We start from the raw sequence: 20,253 nt of genomic DNA, 5'->3' as shown, positions 1-20,253 counted from the left end.
TTATGCTCCCGACCATGAGCCCGAGGCCACGATCGAATCTCGGTCGCATCCTCGACGACCTGGGCGTGACGCTCCTCGAGCCGCTGCACGGGGACGTCGACGCCTCCGTCGATGTCGGCGGGGTCGTGATCCACGATCCGATCGACGAACCCGTCTACCCCGAGCGGGCGCTGGTGCTGGGGATCGGCCTGGTCTCGGCCGCCGACGTCGAGCAGGTCGTGACGGAGGTCGGGGCGCGCGATGCGGCCGCACTCGTGGTGCGCTCGGGCATCGAGCTCACCGACGCCGCGCTCGCCGCGGCCGATGCGTCCGGCGTCATGCTCCTCGGGCTGGCGCGCGGTGCCACCTGGAGCCAGCTGGCCGCGCTGCTGCGTTCGCTGCTCGCCGAGGGGGACGTCGGGCAGGCCGAGCACGAGTCGCTGGGCGGCCTGCCCTCGGGCGACCTGTTCGCCGTGGCCAACGCGATCGCCGCACTCCTCGACGCGCCGGTCACGATCGAGGATCGCTCGTCGGTCGTGCTGGCGTTCTCGGGCCGGCAGGAGGAGGCGGATGCCTCGCGGGCCGAGACGATCATCGGCCGCCGGGTGCCCGACCGGTTCGCCCGTGTGCTCACCGAGCGGGGGGTCTTCCGCGATCTGTACCGCTACGACCGTCCGGTCGTCGTGGATCCGTTCGCGATCGGCGAGGAGGGGCTCACGACGCAGCGGGTCGCGATCGGCGTGCGGGCGGGCGACGAGGTGCTCGGATCCGTGTGGGCGGCGATGGACGGTCCCCTCACCCCGGAGCGCACCGCAGCGCTGCGCGACTCGGCGAAGCTGGTGGCGCTGCACCTGCTGCGTGTGCGCGCCGGCGCGGACGTGCAGCGGCGCCTGTCGACCGAGCTCGTCGCGACGGCGCTCGAAGGCGGTGCGGGGGCGCGGGGCGCCCTGCGCCGGCTCGGCCTCGCCGGACAGCAGGTGGTCGTGCTCGGCGTGGCGCTGATCCCGCCCGGCGGCGAGCGCCCACCACGGTCCGATCAGCTCATGGTCGGCGAGCGGCAGCGGCTCGCCGACGCGTTCGCCGTGCACCTGTCGGCCGTGCGGGCAGGCTCGGCCGCCGCGCTGGTCGGCGACGTCGTCTACGGCATCCTTCCCGCGACGGACGACGAGGCGGGCGCCGAGGAGCGCGCGGCCCGTGTCGCCCGGGACTTCCTCGATCGTGTCGGGGCGCGGATGCCGGCGCTCGTCGCCGTCGGCTCGCCCGCGCGCGAGCTCACCGGCGTCGCGATGTCACGCGCGATCGTCGACCGGGTGCTGCGGGTGCTGCGCGAAGGGCATGCGGGCGGGCGCGTCGCGCGTCTGGCGGACGTGCAGACGGAGTCGCTCCTCATCGAGCTGCGCGACATCGTGAGCGCGCGCGGCGAGCAGCCCGTCGGTCCCGTCGCGCGCCTGCGCCACTACGACGCCGAGCACGGGACCAGTCTGCTGCCAACGCTCGCGGCGTGGCTCGACGGCTTCGGCGACGTCTCGAACGCCGCCGCCGCGATGTTCGTGCATCCGAACACGTTCCGCTACCGGCTCCGCCGCGCCGTGGCGGTCTCGGGCCTGGATCTCGACGATCCCGAGGCGCGATTCGCCGCGATGCTCCAGTTGCGGATGGCGCCCGGGCACTGACCCCGGCGCCGACCCCTCAGCCGATGAGCTCCTCCGCCAGCAGCTCGAGGGTCTGCAGGCGACCGGGAGCGGCATCCATCGGCTCGTTCTCGTACGATCCGGCGATCGGCGAGATCATCACCTCGTCCACGCCGTGCTGCGCGGCGAAGGAGCGCAGCTCGGATGCCACGGCCTCGGCCGTCCCGACGAACCACTTCGATCGCGCCGACGCCATGAACGTGTCGCCGAGTCCGGCGAACTCGGCCGCATTCGCGAGCGAGTGCTCGACCGTCTCGAGCGCGACCAGCGGCTTGTTCGTGCGCAGGCGAGCGGTCATGCGCAGGTTCGGGAGGGCGCGCGCCTCGGCCTCTTCAGGTGTGGGCGCGACCAGCACGTTCGCGGTGAGGAAGGTGCGCGGCGCAGAGAGCGTCTCGGACGGCACGAACGACGACCGGTACAGGTCGAGCGCGCGCTCCAGGCCCTCGCCTGAGAAGTGGTTGGCGAAGACGTACGGAAGGCCCAGAGAGGCTGCCAGCTGCGCCGAGTAGTCACTCGAACCGAGCAGCCAGACCTCGGGTGTCGTCGTCGCCGCGGGCGTCGCGTGCACGTCGTAGGTGCCGCCCGAGGTGAAGCGCAGGGACGCCCCGTCGGGCGCGACGAGCGAGATGATGTCGCGCACGTGGTCGGGGAACCGCTCGACGTCGCTCGTGGTGCCGCTCTGGCGGAGGAGCTGGGTGATGACGGGGTCCGATCCGGGAGCGCGGCCGAGGCCCAGGTCGATGCGTCCGGGGGCGAGCGCCTCCAGCGCCGCGAACTGCTCGGCGACGACCAGCGGCGAGTGGTTCGGCAGCATCACGCCGCCCGACCCGAGCCGGATGCGCGACGTCCTGGCCGCGGCGGCCGCCGCCAGCACGGGAGGCGTGGTCGAGGCCACGGCGGGCATGTTGTGATGCTCGGCGAACCAGTACCTGCGGTAGCCCAGCCGATCCGCCGCGTCGGCGAGCGAGAGGGATGCCGCGACCGCCTGCGCGCTGGTCTGCCCGGTGCGAACCGGAACCAGGTCGAGAACCGACAGTGCGAGAGTCGAGGGGGTGGCCGGGGAGGGGGCTGCAGTGCTCATCGTCATCTGCAACCTCCCGCCCCGGCATCCGCATTCCGGATCGTGCCGGAATCCGTCTGCGGCCGCGCGCACGGCGGCCGCCGGCGCCGAGTCAGAGCAGGCGGTTCGCCCTCGCGAGGTTGGCGCGCAGCTCGTCCGCGTTCTGACGGGTGACGTAGGCGGGGCGGTCGCGCTCCAGGCGCCACGACTCGCTGAGCGGCCCGGCGCTGACGGTGTCGTAACCGAGAGCGTCGTAGATGCCGGTGATCAGCTCGACCGCGTCGTCGTGGTCGCTCGCGGTGCCGAGCGCGCGCCGGTCGGCGGTGCCCGCCGGGAGCCCGGTCGTGTTGATGTCGGACGCGAGGATCTGGTTGAACCCCTTCACGACCTTCGAGGTCGGCAGGTGATCCTGCACAAGCTGCGACGTCGTGGTCTCGCCGCGGTCGAGCGCCTCGATGTGGCCGTCGCGCTCGAAGTAGTAGTTGTTGGTGTCGATCACGAACTTGCCCGCGAGCGGCTCGACCGGAACGTCCTTCAGCGCCTTCAGCGGAACCGTCACGACCGCGATGTCGGCGGCCGCGGCGGCATCGGCGGCGGAGGCCGCGGTGACCTTCGGGCCGAGCCCGGCGACCACGTCCGTCAGCGTCTCGGGGCCGCGGGAGTTCGCGATTACCACGTCGTAGCCGAGTTCCGAGAAGGCGCGGGCGAGCGCGCTGCCGATGTGTCCTGCACCGATGATTCCGATTGTCGTCATGACGTGGCGCAACCACGGGGCGCGGCATCCCATTCCGACACCGCGACGGAAGGACAGGCGGGAAACGTTTTCGCGATTCGGCCCGCCACCGTGCGACCCCGTGTGACGATGTCCGCATGGACTACACCCACCTCGGACGAACCGGCACCTCCGTCTCGCGGATCGTGCTCGGGACGATGAACTTCGGCGACCGCACCTCGGAGGAGGACTCGTTCGCCATCCTCGACCGCGCGCTGGAGCTCGGCGTCAACTTCATCGACACCGCCAACGGCTACGGCGGCGCGGGCGGCCGCGGCGCCACCGAAGAGATCATCGGCCGCTGGTTCGCCGCCCGGCCGGGCGTGCGCGACGACGTCGTGCTGGCCACCAAGGTCCACTCGCCGATGGTCGATCCGACGCCCGACGGCGATGTCGTCAACGCCCGGGGCGCCTCGGCCTGGCAGGTGCGCCGTGAGGCGATCGGGTCGCTGCGGCGCCTGCAGACCGACCGCATAGACCTGTACCAGTTCCACCACATCGACCGGCACATCTCGTGGCAGGAGCTGTGGCAGTCGATGGAGGTGCTCGTCACGAAGGGCGAGGTCGTCTATGCGGGCAGCTCGAACTTCGCGGCGTGGAACATCGCGCAGGCCAACGAGATCGCCGCGCAGCGCCACTTCCTCGGCCTGGTGAGCGAGCAGTCGCTGTACAACCTCACGCAGCGCTCGATCGAGCTCGAGGTGATCCCGGCGGCGCAGAACTACGGTCTCGGGATCCTGCCGTGGTCGCCGCTGGCGGGCGGCCTGCTCAGCGGGGGATCCTCGGATGCCTCGGCCCGGTCCGGATCCGAGCGCATCACGTCGCAGCGGGAGCAGCGCCGTGACCAGATCGCCGCGTACGAGGCGTTCGCGCAGGAGCGTGGATGGACGCCGTCGGCGCTGGGACTGGCATGGCTGCTGCACCAGCCCGGCGTCACCGGCCCGATCATCGGACCGCGCACCGTGGCGCAGCTCGAGTCGGCGGTGTCGGCGCTCGACATCCGGCTGAGCGCCGAGGACCTCACCGCCCTCGACGAGCTGTTCCCCGGCCCCGGCGGCCAGGCTCCCGAGGCCTACGCCTGGTGAAGCCCGGGCGGGCCGCGCGTTCAGGAGCGCGCGGCCCGCTTGACGTGCTCGTACGCCGCGAGCGCCGCCGCGCGGGTCTCGCCGAGATCGACGAGAGGCTCGGGCCCGTCGTCGCTCAGGGACGCGGGAGCCCACTCGCGCACGTAGTGCCCGTCGGCGTCGAACTTCTTCGCCTGCAGCTGCGGGTTGAAGATCCGGAAGTACGGTGCGGCGTCCGCGCCGGAGCCTGCGACCCACTGCCAGTTGAACGGGTTGTTCGCCTCATCGGCGTCGACGAGGGTGTCCCAGAACCACTCCTCGCCGCGTCGCCAGTCGATCAGCAGGTTCTTGACGAGGAAGGATGCCGCCACCATCCGCACCCGGTTGTGCATGTAGCCGGTGGCCCAGAGCTCGTTCATGCCGGCGTCGACGAGCGGGACGCCGGTGCGCCCTTGCTGCCAGGCCTCGAGGTGCGCGCGCTTCAGCCGCGGCCACGGGAACGTGTCGAACTCGGACCGCAGGTTCTTCGTCGCGAGCTCCGGAAAGTGGAACAGCGTGTGCCACGCGAATTCGCGCCATCCGAGCTCCGACAGGAAGCGCCCGCCGTGACCGGCCTCGACGGTCTCGTGCCACACGGTGAACGGGCTCACCTCACCCCACCGCAGGCGGGGTGACAGCAGCGACGTCGCGCCCGCGGCAGGCTCGTCGCGCGCCCGGTCGTACGCGGCGAGGTCGTCCTCGAGGAATTCGCGCAGCCGCCGCCGTGCGGCGGGCTCGCCGGGCTCCCACGTGTCGCGCAGCCCGCCCGCCCAGTCCGGGTGCCGAGGGAGCAGCTCCCAGTCCTCGAGGGAAGCGGATGCCACACCACCGCGCAGCCCGTCGACCTTTCGCGGCTCCGGCAGAGGTGCGCGCGGCGAAGGCAGGGCGAGGCACGCGCGCCAGAACGGCGTGAACACCGAGAAGTGGGTTCCGGCGCCGGTCTTCACCGTCCACGGCTCGAACAGCAGGGAGCCGGTGAACGAGGCGACGTCCACGCCCTCCTCACGCAGACCCGTCTTCAGTGCGGTGTCGATCTCGCGCTCGGGGCCGCCGTAGCGCCGGTTCCAGAAGACGGCGCCGGCGGAGGCATCCACCGCCAGCTCCCGGACGATCCGCTCGGCGGGTCCACGCCGCAGGACGAGAGTCGCCCCGCGCTCGCGCAGCCGATCGCCGAGCGAGGCGAGGGAATGGTGCAGCCACCACCGCGCAGCGCCGCCGAGCGCGCGGACTCCCGGCGACTCCTCATCGAGGACGTAGAGCGCGACGATCGGCTCGCCGCGATCGATCGCCGCGCGCAGTGCGGGGTTGTCGGCGAGACGCAGATCATCGCGGAACCACACGATCGACGGTCGGACCATGACCCCATCCTGCCGTCCGCGTGCCGGGCGGGGCTTGCGTGGCAGCCGGCGAGCTCGCCGACGCCGCTTGCAGCCACTTGCGCGATCCTGCAATTTCTTGCGTACACTGAGCGCATGTCGAAGCGTCTCGCCGAAGTGGCGCGCAAGGTGGGTGTCAGCGAGGCCACCGTCAGCCGCGTGCTCAACGACAAGCCCGGCGTCTCGGACGCCACGCGCCAGGCCGTGCTCACCGCGCTCGACGTGCTCGGCTACGAGCGGCCCACCAAGCTGCGCGGCGAACGCGCGCGGCTGGTCGGACTCGTGCTGCCCGAACTGCAGAACCCGATCTTCCCCGCGCTCGCCGAGATCATCGGCGGCGGGCTCACCCAGAACGGCTACACGCCGCTGCTGTGCACGCAGAACGCCGGCGGCATCACCGAATCCGACTACGTCGACCTCCTGCTGCAGCAGCAGGTGTCGGGCGTGATCTTCCTCGGCGGCAACTACAGCCAGGCCGACGCCGCGCACGAGCACTACGAGCGCATCCGCCAGGTGAACCTGCCGACCGTGCTCGTGAACGCCCGCATCAGCGCGCTCGACTTCGCGACGGTGTCGACCGACGACGCCGCGGCTGCCGAGCAGGCCATCCAGCACCTGCACCAGCTGGGCCACCGCCGCATCGGCATGCTGCTGGGGCCGCTGGACCACATCCCCTCGCAGCGCAAGCTCGCGGCGGCCCGCCGCCTGCTGGAGCGACTGGGCTCGCCGCTGGACGAAGGACTCGTGGTGCGCGGCCTGTACTCGCTGGAATCGGGCCAGGCCGGGGCATCCCGTCTCTTCGCCGCGGGCGCGACAGCCGTCGTGTGCGCGAGCGACCCACTCGCCCTCGGCGCCGTGCGCGCCGCCCGCCGGGCGGGCCTGAGCGTGCCCGACGACGTCAGCGTGGTCGGGTACGACGACTCGTTCCTGATGAGCTGCACCGAGCCGCCGCTGACGACGGTGCGCCAGCCGATCGAGTCGATGGGGCGCACCGTGATCGACCTGCTGCTGTCGCAGATCGCCGGCACCACCGAGGCCGGCGACGAGCTGCTCTTCGAGCCCGAGCTCGTGCTGCGCGCCTCGACGGGCCCCGCCGCCCGCTGATCCCGCCCCGCCCCCGCCCCGCGCTGCGTGCGCTGCGCGCGTCCTGCGCGCGCCCGCGCCCGGCTCGGAGAACTCGCGGAGCTCGGACGTTTCGCGCCCCGGCATCCGAGCGGGGCGAGATCTCCGGGGTTGTCGTGCCGCCGGCGTGGATCCGGGAGGGGACGCACGTTGCACAATCGTGATCTTGCATGGATATGTCAAAGAGTTGCGTTAACCGATCCCGCGCCGTACATTCACTCCATCGAGACTTTCCATCGACGACGAGGAGTTCTGTGGACACCGAGGTCCTGACGCACGGCGCACGTGTCGTGCCCGCCGGCGACGATCCGCTGTGGTGGCGGTCGGCCGTCATCTACCAGGTCTACGTGCGCAGCTTCGCGGACGGGAACGGCGACGGCACCGGCGATCTCGCCGGGGTCCGGCAGCACCTCGGGTACCTCAAGGACCTCGGCGTCGACGCGATCTGGTTCAACCCCTGGTACCCGAGCCCGCTGGCCGACGGCGGCTACGACGTGCAGGATTACCGCGACATCGACCCGCGGTTCGGCACGCTGGCAGAGGCCGAGCTGCTGATCCAGGAGGCGCTGGCCCTCGGCATCCGCACCATCATCGACGTCGTCCCGAACCACATCTCGGAGCAGCACCCGTGGTTCCAGGCCGCCCTGGCAGCCGGTCCCGGCAGCCCCGAGCGCGAGCGCTTCTGGTTCCACCCCGGCAAGGGCGAGGACGGATCCGAGATCCCGACGCACTGGGTGTCGAGCTTCCAGGGCGAGACGTGGACGCGCACGACGAACCCCGACGGCACGCCGGGGGAGTGGTACCTGCACATGTTCACGCCCGAGCAGCCTGACCTCAACTGGAACCACCCCGACGTGCGCCGTGAGCACGAGGACATCCTGAGGTTCTGGTTCGACCGCGGCGTCGCGGGCGTGCGCATCGACTCCGCCGCGCTCCTCATCAAGGACGCCGACCTGCCCGAGGTGGGCGAGAAGCAGGGTGCCGGCCAGCACCCCACCGAGGACCGCGACGAGCTGCACGACGTCTACCGCTCGTGGCGCGCGATCGCCGACTCGTACCCCGGCACGCGGGTGCTCGTGGGCGAGATCTGGGTGCCCGACATCGTGCGGTTCACGAACTACCTGCGCCCCGACGAGATGCACACCGCCTTCAACTTCGACTTCCTGGCGCGGCCCTGGGGTGCGGCATCCTTCCGGGAGTCCATCTCGGCGACGCTCCAGGCCCATGCGCCGGTCGGCGCGCCGAGCACCTGGGTGCTCAGCAACCACGACGTCACCCGGCCGGTCACCCGCTACGGCCGGGAGGACACGGCGTTCGCGTTCCTCAAGAAGCGGTTCGGCGTGCCGACCGACCCCGAGCTCGGGCTGCACCGCGCCCGGGCGGCCGCACTGCTGGTCGCGGCGCTGCCGGGCAGCCTCTACATCTACCAGGGCGACGAGCTCGGCCTGCCCGAGGTCGAGGACCTGCCGCTGCACCTCATCGAGGACCCGATGCACTTCCGCTCCGGCGGGACGGACCCTGGGAGGGATGGATGCCGCGTGCCGCTGCCGTGGGCCGGCGACCGCGCCCCGTTCGGGTTCAGCGCCGACGGCGCCGAGCCGTGGCTGCCGCAGCCCGAAGGGTGGAGCGCGCTCACCGTCGCCGCGCAGGAGGCTGATCCGGCCTCGACGCTCAGCCTCTACCGCGCCGCCCTGCGGCTGCGACGGGAGCTGCCTGAGCTCGGTGACGGCCCGCTCACGTGGTGGGACGACGCGCCCGGGCTCGCCGCGCGCACCGGCCCCGGCCACGGCGCCGACATCCTCGCCTTCCGGCGCGGCGACGACTTCGCGTGCATCGTCAACGCCGGCGAAGACCCGGTCACGCTGCCCCCCGGCGTGACCGTCCTCCTCTCGAGCTCGCCGCTCGAGGCGGGCGCCCTGCCCGGCGACGCGGCCGTCTGGCTGCGCCTGCGACCCGAGTCCCACACCCGCACCACCCACACCACCCCGGGGATGTCCGCGCCGAGAGGCTGACGCGGACGCCCTCACAGAAAGGAAAGACGATGAAGTCACCAGCAAGGGTCCTGCTCGCCGGTGTCGCCACCGTGGCGACCGTCGGCGCGCTCGTCGGCTGCTCGGCGGCCGGCGGCGACTCCGACAGCAGCGGAAAGGTCGAGCTGCGCGTCGCGACGTTCCCGCCCGGTGCCGACGCGGCCGCCTACGAGGCGTTCGCGACCCAGGAGAAGCAGTTCGAGAAGGAGCACCCGAACATCGACATCATCGGTGTCGAGTACGAGTGGGAGGGCCCGACGTTCGCCGTGCAGCTGGCCGGCGGCAGCCTGCCCGATGTGTTCACTGTGCCGTTCACGGACTCCAAGACGCTGCTCGAGAACGGCCAGCTCATGGACGTCACCGCCGAGATGAAGGACCTCGGCTACGAGGACAGCTTCAACCCGATCATCCTCGACGGCGTCACCGGCGACGACGGCAAGATCTACGGCTTCCCGCGCCAGGCCTACGCGATGGGCCTGCACTACAACCGCGACCTGTTCGAGCAGGCGGGCCTGGACCCCGACCAGCCGCCGACGACGTGGGACGAGGTGCGTGATTACGCCAAGAAGATCCACGACGCGACCGGCAAGGCCGGCTACGCGCAGATGGCGATCAACAACACCGGCGGCTGGCAGCTGACCGCGCAGACCGTCGCGCGCGGCGGCCGCACGCAGACCGACAACGAGGACGGCACCGCCACCTCGACGATCGACAACGACGCCACCAAGGCGACGCTGCAGTTCCTGCACGACCTGAAGTGGGAGGACGACTCGTTCGGCTCGAAGGTCGACCTGGACTGGGGCACGATCAACCAGGAGTTCGCTGCCGGGAACATCGGCATGTACACGTCGGGCTCCGACGTCTACACCGCCCTGGTGCGCGACTTCGGCCTGAACCCCGACGTGTACGGCCTCGGCGTCGTGCCGATCGAGGGCGACGACCCGGGCACGCTCGGCGGCGGCGACATCGCCGTCATCAGCCCGACCGTCGACGACGCCACCAAGGAGGCCGCCGTCGAGTGGATCGACTGGTACTACATGCAGAAGCTGATGGACGAGGACGCCGCCGTGCAGGACGCGAAGGCGCTCGCCGACTCCGACCAGGCCGTCGGCACGCCGGTGCTGCCGGTGCTCAGCCGTGAGCTGTACGAGGAGTCCCTCACCTGGATCGAGCCCTACATCAACGTGCCGCGCGACCAGATGACGCCGTTCACCGAGAACATCTGGGACCAGACGCCGGTGGGCGAGCCGAAGAAGTCGACGCAGGAGGTCTACGCTCTGCTCGACACCGTCGTCCAGTCGGTCCTGACCGACCAGAACGCCGACATCGACGCGCTGCTCGCCCAGGCCCAGACCGACGCCCAGGCTCTGCTCGACGAGTAAGGCGGACGGATGCCGCACCCCGGCGCTTCTCGAAGCCCCGGGGTGCGGCATCCACCCTCGTCCTGATCCCCCACGCGCAGCACCCGACACAGCAAGGCCAACGATGACCGCGACCCTTCCGGAGCGACCTGCCGCCGCGGCAGCCGCTCCGCCGCCCGCACCGCCGGCGAGACGCACGCACCGCCGCACCCCGCTCACCTGGTACCGCGGGGGAGGCCTCGCGAACCTGCTGTTCGTGCTGCCGATGGTGTTCGTGTTCTTCTTCTTCTCGTGGTCGCCGATCGTCCAGTCGGTGATCATGAGCCTGCAGAAGACGAACCTGCTCGTCTCGGAGTGGGTCGGCTTCGACAACTACCTCGCGGTGCTGAGCGATCCGCAGCTCGGCCGCGCGGTCATCAACACGCTCTACTTCGCGGTGCTGGCGCTGCTGTTCGGCTTTCCGCTGCCGCTGTTCATGGCGGTGCTGATGAGCGAGGTGCGCCGCGGCAAGGGCCTGTACTCGGCGCTGGCCTACCTGCCGGTGGTCATCCCGCCCGTCGTGGCGGTGCTGCTGTGGAAGTTCTTCTACGACTCCTCGCCCAACGGCGTCTTCAACACCGTGCTCGGCTGGTTCGGGATCCCGCCGCAGCTGTGGATCTCGTCGCCTGTGCAGGCGATGCCCTCCCTCGTGCTCGAGGCGACGTGGGCGGCCGCGGGCGGGTCCATCATCATCTACCTCGCGGCGCTGCTGTCGGTGCCGCCGGAGCTGTACGACGCCGCCGAGGTCGACGGCGCGAGCATCTGGCGCAAGATCTGGCACGTGACGCTGCCGCAGCTGCGCGGCATCCTCTTCGTGATGCTGATCCTGCAGGTGATCGCCACCGCGCAGGTGTTCCTCGAGCCGTTCCTGTTCACCGGCGGCGGGCCGGCCGGGGCGACCAAGACGATCCTGCTGTACATCTACGACAAGGCGTTCCGCAACAGTCTGGGCGGCGACTACGGCGAGGCCACCGCGGTGTCGGTGCTGCTCGCGATCGTGCTCGCGATCCTGTCCTGGCTGTACTTCAAGCTCACGAACCGCTGGAGCACCTCATGACCACGACGATCACGAACGCCCAGCGCCGCGAGGGCATGCGCGGCTTCCTGTCGCGGCGGGGTCTGGGTAGCGCCCGCAAGCGCGATTCCATCGACGACCTGGCCGAGCGCACCATCGTCTCGGCGTCCGAGCGGCGTCGCCCGGGCACGCGGTTCGGCATGTCGGTGACCCACGTGTTCCTCTTCGTCACGCTCGTGATCGCCGGTCTCGGCCCGATCCTGTGGCTCGCGAAGTCGGCGGTGACGCCCTCGCAGGACACCATCCAGCAGCCGTTCGCCCTGTGGCCCAACGGCGTCGACTGGGCGAACCTGTCGACGGCGTGGAACGACATCCACATCGACCAGTACTTCTTCAACACGATCGTGATCGCCGCCGGCGCCTGGTTCGTACAACTGTTCGTCGCGACCACCGGCGGGTATGCGCTGTCGGTGCTGCGTCCGAAGTACGCGCCCGTGCTGAACGCCCTGGTGCTGGCGACCCTGTTCATCCCCGGCATCGTGCTGCTGGTGCCGCTGTACCTGACCATCGTGTCGCCACCGCTCCTCGGCCGCGACGCGAGCATGCTCAACAGCTACCTCGCGGTGTGGCTGCCGATGGCCGCCAATGCGTTCAACATCCTGCTCGTCAAGCGGTTCTTCGACAACCTGCCGCGCGAGGTGTTCGAGGCCGCCAAGACCGACGGCGCGGGACCGTTCCGCCTGTTCTGGTCGATCGTGCTGCCGATGTCGAAGCCGATCCTCGGCGTGGTCTCGGTGTTCGCGATCATCGCCGCCTGGAAGGACTACCTCTGGCCGATGCTGGTGCTGCCCGACCCGCGCGTGCAGCCGCTGTCGGTGCGGCTGCCGGCCGTGGCGAGCCAGACCGAGCTGGACGTGTTCCTCGCGGCGCTGGCGATCGCCACGCTCATCCCGATCGCGATGTTCCTGGTGTTCCAGTCGGTGTTCCTGCGCTCGGCCGGTCTCGGCGGAGCGGTGAAGGGCTGACGACGTCGACGGGCTCAGCGACCGTCACTGGGCCCGTGGATGCCGGGGCGCCCGGCATCCCTGAATCACAGGCCGGTGGTGTCGTGGCCGGCGGGCAGCGCGACCAGCAGGGCGCCCGCGGCCGCGTGCACGCGCACGGCGGTCGCGACGCCGAACTCGTCGCCGTCGAGCTGCACCGGGCGGGACTTCTGCGCGGCCAGCTCGATGCCGGGGCCGCGTGAATAGACGACAGAGTTGTCTCTCGTGCGCAGCGACAGCACCTCGCGGCCGGCGCGGAAGCGGCGCAGCACGCTGTTGTCCCAGGCGACGCGGCGCCACACGAACAGCCAGCCGAACAGACCCTTGGGCTGGAAGATGACGACGTCCAGGTCGCCGTCGGCGACGGAGGCCTCGGGGATCAGCTCCAGTCCGGCCGGCAGCGACCCGCAGTTGGCGAACAGCACGCTCTGCACCCTCGTCGAATGCAGGCGGCGCCCGGCGAGCTGGTACATGACGCGGAACGGCTTCGCGCCGGGCAGCGAGCGCGCGGCGCCGTCCACATAGGCCACCCAGCCGACGGCCTTCTTCAGCTGCGGGCGGGTGTTGGCGATCATCGCGGCATCGAGCCCGATGCCGCCCATCACCACGAACGCGTGCTCGGCGGTGTCGCCGTCGGGGCGGGTGATGCGGCACCAGCCGATGTCCATCGCGAGGGTGTCGCCCTCGAACACCGCCCGCACCATCGCGGCGGGGTCGGTCAGCGGCAGCCGCAGGTTGCGGGCCAGCAGGTTGCCGGTGCCGCTGGGCACGATCGCGAGCGGCACACCGGAGTCCGCCATCGCCTCCGACACCGCACGGACGGTGCCGTCGCCGCCGGCCACCAGCACCGCGTCGGCGCCGGCGGCGAGAGCCTCGCGTGCGACGCCGTCGCCGAGGTCGTCGACCGTCGTCTCGTAGAACGCCGGCTCTGCCCACCCGGCCTCGGCCGAGTGCCGGGTGACGGTGGCGCGGAGCGTCTGCGCGTCGACCTTGATGGGGTTGTAGACGAGCGCGGCGCGCCTCGCGGCGGCGGCTGCTTCGGTCATGGGTTCACCCTAGTGCCGCTGATCGCCCGGCGAGCGGTGTTCAGGATGCCGCATCCTCGCCCGCGACTAAGCTTGCAGGGTGATCGATCCCGTGCTGCTTCGCGACAATCCTGAGCTGGTCAAGCGCTCTCAGGAGGCGCGCGGCGAATCGCCCGACACCGTCGACGCGGCGCTCGCCGCCGACCGTGACCGCCGGGCGGCCATCACGGCCTTCGAAGAGCTCCGGGCCGCGCAGAATGCGCACGGCAAGCGCGTGGCGCAGGCTCCGAAAGAGGAGAAGGCGGCGCTCGTCGCCGAGGCCAAGGATCTCAGCGACCGGGTCAAGCAGGCCCAGCACGCTGTCGGGCTCGCGGAAGAGGCATCCGCTCAGGCGTTCGGCCTGATCGAGAACATCGTCGTCGACGGTGTTCCTGCGGGTGGCGAGGACGACTTCATCACCCTGCGCACACACGGCGAGATCCCCGCGTTCGGCTTCGAGCCGCGCGACCACCTCGAACTCGGCGAGAAGCTCGGCGCCATCGACATGGAGCGCGGCACCAAGGTGTCGGGCAGCCGCTTCTACTTCCTCACCGGCATCGGTGCGCGCCTCGAGATCGCGCTCATGAACCTCGCGCTCGATCGCGCGCTGCAGGCGGGCTTCACGCCGATGATCCCGCCGACGATGGTGCGCCCCGAGGTCATGCAGGGCACCGGCTTCCTCGGCAAGCACTCGGCCGAGGTGTACCACCTCGAAGAGCACGACATGTATCTCGTCGGCACGAGCGAGGTGCCCCTCGCCGGCTACCACATGGGCGAGATCCTCGACCTGTCGCGCGGCGCCAAGCGCTACGCGGGCTGGTCGACCTGCTACCGCAGCGAGGCCGGCTCGTACGGCAAGGACACCCGCGGCATCATCCGGGTGCACCAGTTCAACAAGCTCGAGATGTTCGTCTACACGACGCCCGAAGAGGCCGAGGCCGAGCACCTGCGCCTGGTAGCCCTGCAGGAGCGCATGCTGCAGGATCTCGGGCTGTCGTACCGCGTGATCGACGTCGCCGCCGGCGACCTCGGCTCGTCGGCCGCGCGCAAGTACGACGTCGAGGCGTGGGTGCCCACCCAGGGGGCGTACCGCGAGCTGACCTCGACCTCGAACTGCACGACGTACCAGGCGCGCCGCCTCGACATCCGCTATCGCCCCGACGGCGGCAAGACGCACCCCGTCGCGACGCTCAACGGCACGCTGGCGACGACCCGCTGGATCGTCGCGATGCTCGAGACGCATCAGCGCGAGGACGGCTCGGTCACGGTGCCGGAGGTGCTGCGGCCCTTCCTCGGCGGACTCGAGGTCATGGAGCCGATCGCGTGAGCGACGCGCACCTGCCGGCGACAGGGTCGATCAAGGTCGTCAAACCGAAGAAGGCCGCCAGACTCGTCGAGCAGGTCGCGCGCGACACCGAAGACCCGGGCGTCGAAACCTCCCGCCTGCTCATCGCCCTCGACATCGACGGCACCGTCATCCTCGAAGACGAATCGTTGAGCCCGGGGGTCGTGGATGCCGTCGAGCACGCGCATCGCGCCGGCCACGAGGTGATGGTGGCCACCGGGCGCAGTTGGGAGGGCACCCGCGGCATCCTGCGGGTCCTCGGGATCGCCCCGGAGTTCGCGGTGTGCTCGAACGGGGCCGTGGTGCTCAAGCGCGTCGAGGCCGACGAGCTGCGTTACGAGCGCTGGCACGTCGAGACGTTCGACCCGCGCGAGGTGCTGCATCAGCTGCGCGACCATCTGCCCGACGCCCGCTACATGGTCGAGCTCGCCGACGGCCGGCGCCTGTACACCGAGCCGCTCGAGGACTGGAACCTGAGCAACGCCAGGCGCGTGCCGTTCGAAGAGCTCGCCGCGCAGCCGGTGTGCCGCGTCGTGGTGGTGTCGCCCGACCAGGGCGAGCAGGACTTCGTCGAGCTCGTCTCGCACATCGGCCTCAACCACGTCTCGTACGCCGTCGGCTGGACGGCCTGGCTCGACATCGCCCCGCTCGGCGTCGACAAGAGCACCGGCCTCGAGCGGGTGCGTACCGCGCTCGGCATAGACCCCGAGCACGTGCTGGTGATGGGCGACGGGCGTAACGACGTCGGCATGTTCCGGTGGGCGCTCGACAACGGCGGTCGTGCCGTCGCGATGGCGCAGGGCCCCCAGGAGGTCCGGGATGCCGCGGGCGAGACCACCACGTCGGTCCAGGCCGGCGGCGTCGCGGCGGTGCTGCGACTGCTGTGATCCCGGTCGCCGACACCGTCGCAGCGTCCAGAGGATTGCCAGCCGGCGTTGGAAGAATAGGCCGACAGAGCAGTCGGCTAGACTCGACGCCTGTTCGACAGATGTCGCCCGCAAGGGCGGCGTCCGTCGGGAGGGTTGTCCGAGCGGCCGATGGACCTGGTCTTGAAAACCAGTGGGCAGCAATGTCCCGTGGGTTCGAATCCCACACCCTCCGCAGACATGGGTGCCGGGGGGCGAACCGTGAGGCAAGCATTCCCCGGAGAGGAACCGAGTGACACAGGCGACTAAGCACGCTCGTCGCGGCCGCCGCACGGTGGCGCGCCACGGTGAGCTGCGCTCTCCGAGCCCGCTCGCGTTCCTGATGAAGATCGTGGGCGTGGTCGCCGCTGTCGTCCTCGTCTCCGGACTCGGCGTCGCCGCGTACGCCGCGACGGACGTCGTGCAGAGCTTCACCAGCCAGGCCGTGGACCTGGAGGACCAGGGCACGATCCCGCCCGACATCGGCGCGATCGAGGGCGGCGTCGACCTGCTGCTCGTCGGCACCGACGAGTGCGAGCCGGATTACGCGTACATCTTCGGTCCTCGGTGCACCGGTCCCGACGCCGAGGGTCAGCTCAACGACGTCAACATGCTGGTGCACATCTCCGACAACCCGCGCCGCGTCACCGTCGTCTCGTTCCCGCGCGACCTGATGGTGTCGATCCCTTCGTGCACGCGTGAGGACGGCTCCACGTCGGAGGCCACCGGCAAGACCCAGATCAACGAGGCGTGGGGGATGGGCGGCCTGTCGTGCGTCGCCAAGACGATCAAGGAGCTCAGCGGCGAGAACATCCCGTTCGCGGCCAAGGTGAGCTTCGGCAACGTCATCAACATCACCGGCGCGATCGGCGGTGTCGACGTCTGCATCGGCAACGGCGGCATCAAGGACGTCTACACCGGGATCGACTGGCCTGCGGGCCCCCGCACCATCTCGGGCCTCGAGGCGCTGCAGTTCCTGCGCACGCGCCACGGCCTCACCGGTGGCAGCGACCTCTCGCGCATCTCCAACCAGCAGCAGTACATGTCGAGCCTCGCCCGCAAGCTCGTGAGCGATGAGGTGCTGTCGAATCCCGCGACCCTCTACAAGCTCGCGACGACGGCATCCGAGAACATCACGCCCAGCAAGTCGCTCGCGAACCCGATGACCCTCGTGCAGATCGCGCTCGCCGTCAAGAACGTGCCGTTCGAAGACATCGTGTTCGTGCAGTACCCCGTGCTCGAAGACCCGGCCGACAGCAACCGCGTCGTGCCCGACTTCGACTCGGCGGCGAAGCTGTGGGCCGCGCTCGCCGCGAACGAGCAGCTCGATGTCACCCAGCAGTCGCAGGGCGTCATCGTCGAGCCGCAGACCACCGATCCGAACGCCACGGTCGACCCCAACGCGACTGTCGACCCGAACGCGACGGTCGATCCGAACGCGACGCCCACCGACGGCACCGCCGTCCTTCCCGACAACATCACCGGTCAGAACGCCGCGCAGCAGACGTGTTCGGCCGGCAACGTCAGGGCCAAGGGCTGATGCCCTCGGCGCGCCGGGCCCCTGACAGGGGCCGGGTCACGCTTGCCCGCCACGGAGTGCTGCGGACGCGGCATCCACTCGTCTCGGTCCTCGCCATGCTCGGCGTCGTGGTGGCCGTGATGGGCGTGAGCGCCACCGGCATCACGGCGTACAACATCTGGGATGCCGCGCGGACGGTCGCCGAGAACTCCGTCCTGCTGCCCGCCGACAAAGAGCTGCCCCCGTCGCTGGACGCGATCGAGGGCGGCGTGAACCTGCTGATGGTCGGCACCGACTCGTGCGAGGGCGAGAATGCTGCCCTGTCGACCGCCTGCCAGTCGGGCGACACCGACGGCGAGCGCAACGACGTGACGATGCTCGTGCACATCTCGGACGAGCCGCGGCGCGTGACGGTGGTGTCGCTCCCGCGCGACATGCTCGAGCCCATCCCGTCGTGCCCGAAAGAAGACGGCAGCGGCAACTACTCGGCGATGTCGTCGCAGAAGCTCAACGTGTCGTACTCGTACGGCGGGCTGACGTGCACGGTCATGACAGTCGAGGCGATCACGAAGCAGCAGATCGACTTCGCCGCCGCGATCCGCTGGTCGGGCGTCATCGCGATGTCCGACGCCATCGGCGGCGTCGACGTCTGCATCGGCGCCGGCGGCATCAGCGACCCCGAACACACCGGGCTCACGCTCTCTGAGGGGGAGCACACGCTGCAGGGCTGGGAGGCGCTGCAGTTCCTACGCATCCGTCACGGCATCGGCGACGGGTCCGACCTCGGCCGCATCTCGAATCAGCAGCAGTTCATGTCGTCGATGGTTCGCAAGCTGCAGTCCGACGCCGTGCTCGCGGACCCGGCGCGACTGTTGACCCTCGCGACCACGGCCATCGGCCAGATGCAGAAAAAGGAACTCGTGCTCAGCTCGGGACTCGCGAACCCGACGCTGATGGTGCAGATCGCGATGGCCGTCAAGAACGTGCCCTTCCAGGACATCGTCTTCGTGCAGTACCCCACCCGGTACTCCAGCGACTACAAGCAGCTCTACCCGGTGAAGGAGGCTGCGGACCAGCTCTTCGCGGCTCTCGACGCCAACGAGCCGCTCACCCTCACCGGCGACTCGAGCCAGGGAAGCGGTGTCGAGGTGACGGGCGAGGTCGCGCAGCCCGGGGCCACGCCGGCGCCCTCGGCGTCGGCCGACGCGGGCACTCCGGCGCCTGAGCAGCGCGTCGAACTGCCCTCGACGATCGCCGGGCAGACCGCCGACCAGACCACCTGCACGGTGAAGGGGAAGTGACGTGGTTCGGCGGAGCGTCGCCGACCGGTTATGATTGCTGGGCGCATCCGGTTGCTCACGAGCACAGGATGCCTGGAGACGTCGCATAGTCAGGCCTAGTGCACCACCCTGCTAAGGTGGAGTCCTCGCAAGGGGACCGAGGGTTCAAATCCCTCCGTCTCCGCAGTTTTTCGCCCGATTTGACATCGTTCTGAGGCGTGTTTCCGGGGTTTCGATCCTTCTCGATCTGGCTCGTTCCGTCTCAGATGTGGGCACGGCTCAGAGGCCTGAACTGCTGATCAGAGGATCGTTTCGGGCGCGGCGGCCCCTGTAGAGCTGTCTGCTCACTCCCTAGGGACTGCGTTGCGCGCTTTGCTCAGCAACATGAACTGCGCCCCGCATGTGCCCACCGCCTGCCCACCAGGAGACGGAGGGGTGAAAGTCCTCCGTCCTGTGATCTACCAGGACATCCGTGGCCGCTGGACGTCCGGGGTGTGTTCGGCGTTGTGCGGGGCGCAGCTGGACAAGGCGCAGCCTGGGTGAGATGGTGCCCGAGAACGGATGGAGCGATCATGGCCGATTCGCCGCGGGACTACAGCGACCTGAAGGCCGTTTACGTCAATTGCACGCTCAAGAAGTCGCCCGAGGTGAGCAACACCCAGGGGTTGATGGATCGCAGCATCGCGCTGATGCGCGCGCAGGGCGTCGAGGTGACGTCAATCCGGTTCGTCGATTTCGACGTCGCCACGGGCGTGTACCCGGACATGCGGGAGCATGGCTGGGCGACTGATGCGTGGCCCGACGAGATCTGGCCGCTGATCGACGCGGCCGAGATCCTCGTGATCTGCGGTCCGCTGTGGCTGGGCGACAATGCCAGGGTCACACGCCGTCTGATCGAGCGTCTCTACGCGATGAGCGGGCTTTACAACGACAAGGGTCAGTACGTGTACTACGGCAAGGTCGGCGGAACGATGATCACCGGCAACGAGGACGGCATCAAGCACGCCGCGATGGCGAACCTCTACAGCCTCCAGCACATCGGCTACACCATCCCACCCGCGGCCGACGCCGGCTGGATCGGCGAGGTCGGCCCTGGCCCGAGTTACCTCGATCCAGGTTCGGGAGGCCCGGAGAACGACTTCACGAACCGCAACACCACCTTCATGACCTGGAACCTCCTCCATCTGGCGAGGATGCTGAAGGATGCCGGCGGCATCCCGGCGTACGGCAACCTCCGCAAGGCATGGAACGACGGGGAGCGGTTCGGGTTCAACCCCGAGTACCGCTGACCAGCACACGCCTCGACTCAGTCTCGGGCTGGGTGGGGTGGCAGCCGTGGTCGGGCGTTGCCGGGTTTCCTTCCGCATCCGCGGAGGAATCCTAGGTCAGATGGGGTTTTTCGCGTGATCAGCGAGCCCAGTTCACCAAATCTTGCGCGCCAAGTGTCCCCGGGTGGGGGACACCCAGGGGTCACCTGAGGGGCACCACCTTCACCGAACCCTGCAGGGTGTGGTCCTCGCTGCATCGTCGTGGGGCGAAATTCCGCGCC

General features: G+C 70.0%; 16 protein-coding genes and 2 tRNA genes. 14 read left to right on the top strand and 4 right to left on the bottom strand.

Going from position 1 to position 20,253, the window contains the following annotated elements; genetic code table 11:
- The first annotated feature begins 14 nt into the window (after window positions 1-14).
- Window positions 15-1,652: a PucR family transcriptional regulator gene (locus ABEA46_RS14815; protein ID WP_224751289.1), complete on the top strand. Its 1,638-nt coding sequence runs from the start codon at window positions 15-17 to the stop codon at window positions 1,650-1,652.
- Between the two features lie 16 nt (window positions 1,653-1,668).
- Here ABEA46_RS14815 and ABEA46_RS14810 read toward each other — a convergent pair whose 3' ends face one another.
- Together ABEA46_RS14810 and ABEA46_RS14805 are read right to left on the bottom strand one after the other, a co-directional pair.
- Window positions 1,669-2,757 (bottom strand): LLM class flavin-dependent oxidoreductase, encoded by a 1,089-nt coding sequence (locus ABEA46_RS14810; RefSeq protein ID WP_425563191.1) that lies wholly within the window; start codon window positions 2,755-2,757, stop codon window positions 1,669-1,671.
- An 85-nt stretch (window positions 2,758-2,842) separates the two neighbouring features.
- Window positions 2,843-3,484 (bottom strand): NADPH-dependent F420 reductase, encoded by a 642-nt coding sequence (locus ABEA46_RS14805; protein ID WP_345545381.1) that lies wholly within the window; start codon window positions 3,482-3,484, stop codon window positions 2,843-2,845.
- A 116-nt stretch (window positions 3,485-3,600) separates the two neighbouring features.
- On the opposite strand from ABEA46_RS14805, the gene ABEA46_RS14800 reads away from it, so the two are divergent.
- Entirely contained in the window at window positions 3,601-4,587 is a 987-nt protein-coding gene (locus tag ABEA46_RS14800; protein ID WP_345545379.1) for an aldo/keto reductase, read from the top strand.
- Between the two features lie 20 nt (window positions 4,588-4,607).
- On the opposite strand, the gene ABEA46_RS14795 is transcribed toward ABEA46_RS14800, so the two are convergent.
- The gene (locus ABEA46_RS14795; protein WP_345545377.1) at window positions 4,608-5,963 is read right to left on the bottom strand and encodes a cryptochrome/photolyase family protein; all 1,356 of its coding nucleotides are present in this window, start codon (window positions 5,961-5,963) and stop codon (window positions 4,608-4,610) included.
- Between the two features lie 114 nt (window positions 5,964-6,077).
- Here ABEA46_RS14795 and ABEA46_RS14790 point away from each other — a divergent pair, with 114 nt between their 5' ends.
- The 5 genes from ABEA46_RS14790 to ABEA46_RS14770 all read left to right on the top strand — a co-directional run bounded on the left by ABEA46_RS14790 (window position 6,078) and on the right by ABEA46_RS14770 (window position 12,573).
- Window positions 6,078-7,085, top strand: a complete 1,008-nt coding sequence (locus tag ABEA46_RS14790) for a LacI family DNA-binding transcriptional regulator (RefSeq protein ID WP_191170139.1) — start codon at window positions 6,078-6,080, stop codon at window positions 7,083-7,085.
- Between the two features lie 272 nt (window positions 7,086-7,357).
- Complete coding sequence (locus ABEA46_RS14785) at window positions 7,358-9,115, top strand: glycoside hydrolase family 13 protein (protein WP_345545373.1); 1,758 nt, start codon at window positions 7,358-7,360, stop codon at window positions 9,113-9,115.
- A gap of 29 nt (window positions 9,116-9,144) precedes the next feature.
- The gene (locus ABEA46_RS14780) at window positions 9,145-10,515 is read left to right on the top strand and encodes an ABC transporter substrate-binding protein (protein ID WP_345545371.1); all 1,371 of its coding nucleotides are present in this window, start codon (window positions 9,145-9,147) and stop codon (window positions 10,513-10,515) included.
- A 103-nt stretch (window positions 10,516-10,618) separates the two neighbouring features.
- On the top strand, window positions 10,619-11,590 hold the full coding sequence (locus ABEA46_RS14775; protein WP_345545368.1) for a carbohydrate ABC transporter permease: 972 nt from the start codon (window positions 10,619-10,621) through the stop codon (window positions 11,588-11,590).
- Window positions 11,587-12,573, top strand: coding sequence for a carbohydrate ABC transporter permease (locus ABEA46_RS14770; protein WP_345545366.1), 987 nt, complete (start codon window positions 11,587-11,589; stop codon window positions 12,571-12,573). The genes ABEA46_RS14775 and ABEA46_RS14770 overlap by 4 nt, the downstream gene beginning before the upstream one ends.
- A 65-nt stretch (window positions 12,574-12,638) precedes the next feature.
- Here the strand turns inward: ABEA46_RS14770 and ABEA46_RS14765 are convergent, their stop codons facing one another.
- A complete protein-coding gene (locus tag ABEA46_RS14765; RefSeq protein WP_345545364.1) occupies window positions 12,639-13,637 on the bottom strand; it encodes a diacylglycerol/lipid kinase family protein in 999 nt (332 codons plus the stop codon).
- A 79-nt stretch (window positions 13,638-13,716) separates the two neighbouring features.
- On the opposite strand from ABEA46_RS14765, the gene serS reads away from it, so the two are divergent.
- From serS to ABEA46_RS14730, 7 genes are all read left to right on the top strand, one after another.
- Window positions 13,717-14,982: a serine--tRNA ligase gene (gene serS, locus ABEA46_RS14760; RefSeq protein WP_345545362.1), complete on the top strand. Its 1,266-nt coding sequence runs from the start codon at window positions 13,717-13,719 to the stop codon at window positions 14,980-14,982.
- A complete protein-coding gene (locus ABEA46_RS14755) occupies window positions 14,979-15,887 on the top strand; it encodes an HAD family hydrolase (RefSeq protein ID WP_345545360.1) in 909 nt (302 codons plus the stop codon). The genes serS and ABEA46_RS14755 overlap by 4 nt, the downstream gene beginning before the upstream one ends.
- A 129-nt stretch (window positions 15,888-16,016) precedes the next feature.
- Window positions 16,017-16,101, top strand: a tRNA-Ser gene (locus ABEA46_RS14750).
- 57 nt (window positions 16,102-16,158) lie between these two features.
- A complete protein-coding gene (locus ABEA46_RS14745) occupies window positions 16,159-17,445 on the top strand; it encodes an LCP family protein (RefSeq protein ID WP_345545358.1) in 1,287 nt (428 codons plus the stop codon).
- A gap of 95 nt (window positions 17,446-17,540) precedes the next feature.
- Window positions 17,541-18,725 carry an LCP family protein gene (locus tag ABEA46_RS14740; RefSeq protein WP_345545356.1) on the top strand — a complete coding sequence of 395 codons (1,185 nt, stop codon included), beginning with the start codon at window positions 17,541-17,543 and terminating at the stop codon, window positions 18,723-18,725.
- A gap of 74 nt (window positions 18,726-18,799) precedes the next feature.
- Window positions 18,800-18,888: transfer RNA gene (locus tag ABEA46_RS14735), tRNA-Ser, on the top strand.
- A 388-nt stretch (window positions 18,889-19,276) separates the two neighbouring features.
- Entirely contained in the window at window positions 19,277-19,993 is a 717-nt protein-coding gene (locus ABEA46_RS14730; protein ID WP_345545354.1) for a flavodoxin family protein, read from the top strand.
- Window positions 19,994-20,253: the final 260 nt, after the last annotated feature.

Origin of the sequence: Microbacterium jejuense (assembly GCF_039544225.1) — a bacterium.
GTDB classification, from domain to species: Bacteria; Actinomycetota; Actinomycetes; order Actinomycetales; family Microbacteriaceae; genus Microbacterium; species Microbacterium jejuense.
This window is presented reverse-complemented; position numbering and strand designations above follow the sequence as displayed.